The following is a 2,968-nucleotide window of genomic DNA, read 5'->3' as shown; positions in this document are numbered from 1 at the left end:
CCACCAGCGCAGCCGCCGGGACGAACCCGGACCGCACCGGCCGGTGATCAGCCAGTGGCTGCAACAGCGCGGCTTCGCCGTGGATCTTCGTATTACCGCCGACGGGCCGGAGGTCGGTGTCGGACTGCGCCAGCTGCTGGCGGGTGAGCCCCGGCTCCTCCTGACCACCGGCGGCACCGGGGTCTCCCCCACCGATCTCACCCCCGAGCAGACGGCGCCGCTGCTGCAGGTGCAGCTGCCCGGAGTCATTGAGGCCATTCGCCGTCGCGGTGAAGCGGTGACCCCGCTGTCCGTCCTCACCCGCGGGGTCGCCGGTTTCGCCGGCTCCTGCCTGATCGTGAACCTGCCTGGCTCCGCCGGAGGAGTGCGTGACGGCTTGGCGGTTCTGGACCCGCTGCTGGAACACCTGCTCGAACAGCGCATCACCGGCGGCGGACACGGCCCGCGACACTGACGCGCACAATCTAGCGGCAGCATCGGGTACCTGATCGACCTCAGGTTCAGATGGCGCTAAGGAGTCACCTACATCCGAGAAGGCAACGCAGATCCGGCGAATAGCTTACTGGTTGGCCTGCGGACCGCCGCTGCTCCAGTCGTAGCCGCTTTCGGTCACCACAATCTTCCACGGTCCGTCGGGGACATCGACTTCATCGACGAACCGCCACGAGACCCCGGCCTGGGTTCCGTTCAGCGCATCGAAGCCCAGGCATCCAACGACTGCCGGGGAAACATCCATTCCGGCCCCGTTGAACTCGGTGTTCTTCGGGCGTTCGTTGTTCTCCCCGAAACGTACTCAAAGTCGTCGTAGACGACAGGGCCCGCATCGGCGATCTGGCGAAACAGGTCTTGCCCCGAAAGCTCAATTCAACCCAGCGGTTCTTCATGTAGGAGAAATTCTTGTTCTCCAGATTTCCGGCATAGCCGAAGTCGTTGGCCCACGGGATCAGGTGGCGCTGCGAGAACGCCTTCTCGTTGGTCACGTCATTGAACGGCAGGTCCAGGTAAAAGGGGTTCTGCTGGGGTGTCATGTGCTTCGGGAAATAGTTGTTGGCCGCCTCACGAACCTCCGTGTTGCAGACGCCGTCTTCGACCACGCCGTCACATCCGCCGTAGCGCTCGTACCACCATCCGTCGTAGGCACTGATCATCTGCGAGCCGTCGTGGGCGTTCGGATCATGGATTTCCCCTACCCAGAAGGTGGTGGCCACCAGGCACAGATGCCAGGGAAAGCTTCGTCCCAACAGCGTTCGCGGTCCACGCCCGGTCGCGGCGCTCCACCAGTTGCCGGTAACGGTTCGAAGCTTGCACTTCAGTTCGTTTACGCCCAATGCTCCCCCTGCGACTTTGCCGTTCCAGTGCAGTGGCACAAGGTTCGGACCCCAATTTCCCCACCCTTAGTGAACCCGGTTTTCCCGGGGCGGGGCAAACCGTGTCGCAGGCGCGCGTGTCGCGTGGTGGGGGCTTTCATCAGTTTTCCGCCCCCGGCACGCCCCTGCCCCTGCTGGCTTGGGAATCTGTGGGTCCCCCAAGCCGGCAGGGGCAGAAGCGGTGGAGGGGATTGTGACGTTGGCGGATCCGGGCCGGTTAGTTGGCGAAGGTGTCCACGAGTTTGCCCTGCCCGTTCCACAACCCCAGCGAGTCACCACCGTTGTTCAGGATTGCGCTGCCCATATCGGCGTAGAAGGCATCCATGCTGCTGGTGCCGGGGCCAGGGTAGACGCGCAGCTGCCTCCGGCGGGGATGGTGTAGCCAGCAGGAATCTGCAGCAGGTTATTGGCGGCATCGCGCAGCAGATAGCCCGAGGCATCGACCGGACGGTGCCCGGGGTTGCTCAGCACCACGTGTTCACCGGTCTCGGGCTGCAGGTCATTGCCCGGCACGTCGTTGACCGATGAGTGGATCACCAAGCCGGGCTTGCCCGGAAACGGGTCACGACCGGAGAAGTGCCGGGAGAGCTGGGCCGGGAAATCACCGGTAATGCGTTCCACGCCCAGCTGCCTGGCGGCATCGGCAGACTCGGTGGAGTTCACGGTGTAGACGCCCAGGCCGAGCCCGGCCCGCTTGACCCGTTCGGCACCGGCTGCATCCAGGGTCCGATAGCTGGTGCCGAAGCGTCTGCGAATCGGGAGTAGCCTTCCAAGGTGGCGGCATCCGGCACGGTGCCGGCCAGCTGCTGCAGCGGCACCTCGGGGGCCAGCTGCGCGAACCGCTGGTTGGATTCGGCGTCAAAGCCGAGCACTTCAATGCGCCCGGCATCGAGCAGCCGGGACCAGCTGCGCTCCTGCTCCAGCGCCTTGGCCACCACTTCTTCGACGCGGCGAATTCTTGGGCGACTTGATCTCAATGAAAACCCCGGTAGTGCCGGTAACGGCCTGCGGCACCTGGTCAAAGTGCGGGATGCGTTCCCCGGCGTAGGCCGCGGAGAAATAGGAGCCGGCATCCAGCTGCTGCAGCTCATCCCAGGTAAATGACGTGATCGGCTGATGCTCGCGGCCTGGGAACACCTGCTCGACATTCGTGGTGCGTGCCGGGGTGTCGTCATGGAAGACGAACGGGACGCCGTCGCGGCTGAGCTGCACGTCGATTTCGATGAATTCGGCACCGGACTGGCTGCCGGCTTTGATGGCGGGAAGCGTGTTTTCCGGAGCCACTCCGGCAGCTCCCCGGTGGCCGATGAGTAGGGGTTCGTCTTGTGAGTGGGGTCCCGGAGCGGCGGCGGCCGGCAGCCCCAGCCCGGCGAGCATGAGCTGAAAGCGCCCCAAGGCAAAGCGATCGAATGTTCACGTTAGCGGTTCTCCTGTGTTTCGAATACAACACCGCCTACTGTTTCGCGCTCGGGCAACAGCTCTGCGAAATGGACGTGAACTGAGCCTGAACCGAAGATATTCCGAGTCAGTACATCTCTTGATAACTAGCGCCGCGCGGCGAGCGCCTCCTCGACCTGGCCGGCGCCCGCAGCAGCTGCGGG

5 protein-coding genes are annotated in these 2,968 nt (G+C 64.4%); 1 reads left to right on the top strand and 4 read right to left on the bottom strand.

Features of this window, described 5'->3' with window-relative positions; translation table 11 throughout:
- Nucleotides 1–454 (top strand): molybdopterin-binding protein (locus JCM19049_RS10725; RefSeq protein WP_279402977.1); only part of this gene is annotated, 454 nt, incomplete at its 5' end.
- A 193-nt stretch (nucleotides 455–647) separates the two neighbouring features.
- Here JCM19049_RS10725 and JCM19049_RS20260 read toward each other — a convergent pair.
- The 4 genes from JCM19049_RS20260 to JCM19049_RS20245 all read right to left on the bottom strand — a co-directional run bounded on the left by JCM19049_RS20260 (nucleotide 648) and on the right by JCM19049_RS20245 (nucleotide 2,744).
- Nucleotides 648–1,208, bottom strand: a complete 561-nt coding sequence (locus JCM19049_RS20260) for a hypothetical protein (protein ID WP_279402976.1) — start codon at nucleotides 1,206–1,208, stop codon at nucleotides 648–650.
- 444 nt (nucleotides 1,209–1,652) lie between these two features.
- On the bottom strand, nucleotides 1,653–2,030 hold the full coding sequence (locus JCM19049_RS20255; RefSeq protein ID WP_279402975.1) for a lamin tail domain-containing protein: 378 nt from the start codon (nucleotides 2,028–2,030) through the stop codon (nucleotides 1,653–1,655).
- Nucleotides 2,027–2,302 (bottom strand): hypothetical protein, encoded by a 276-nt coding sequence (locus JCM19049_RS20250; RefSeq protein ID WP_279402974.1) that lies wholly within the window; start codon nucleotides 2,300–2,302, stop codon nucleotides 2,027–2,029. The genes JCM19049_RS20255 and JCM19049_RS20250 overlap by 4 nt, the downstream gene beginning before the upstream one ends.
- Nucleotides 2,241–2,744, bottom strand: coding sequence for a glycerophosphodiester phosphodiesterase family protein (locus JCM19049_RS20245; RefSeq protein WP_279402973.1), 504 nt, complete (start codon nucleotides 2,742–2,744; stop codon nucleotides 2,241–2,243). Before JCM19049_RS20245 ends, JCM19049_RS20250 begins: the two co-directional genes overlap by 62 nt.
- Nucleotides 2,745–2,968: the final 224 nt, after the last annotated feature.

Source organism: Arthrobacter sp. JCM 19049, assembly GCF_001310435.1.
This window is presented reverse-complemented; position numbering and strand designations above follow the sequence as displayed.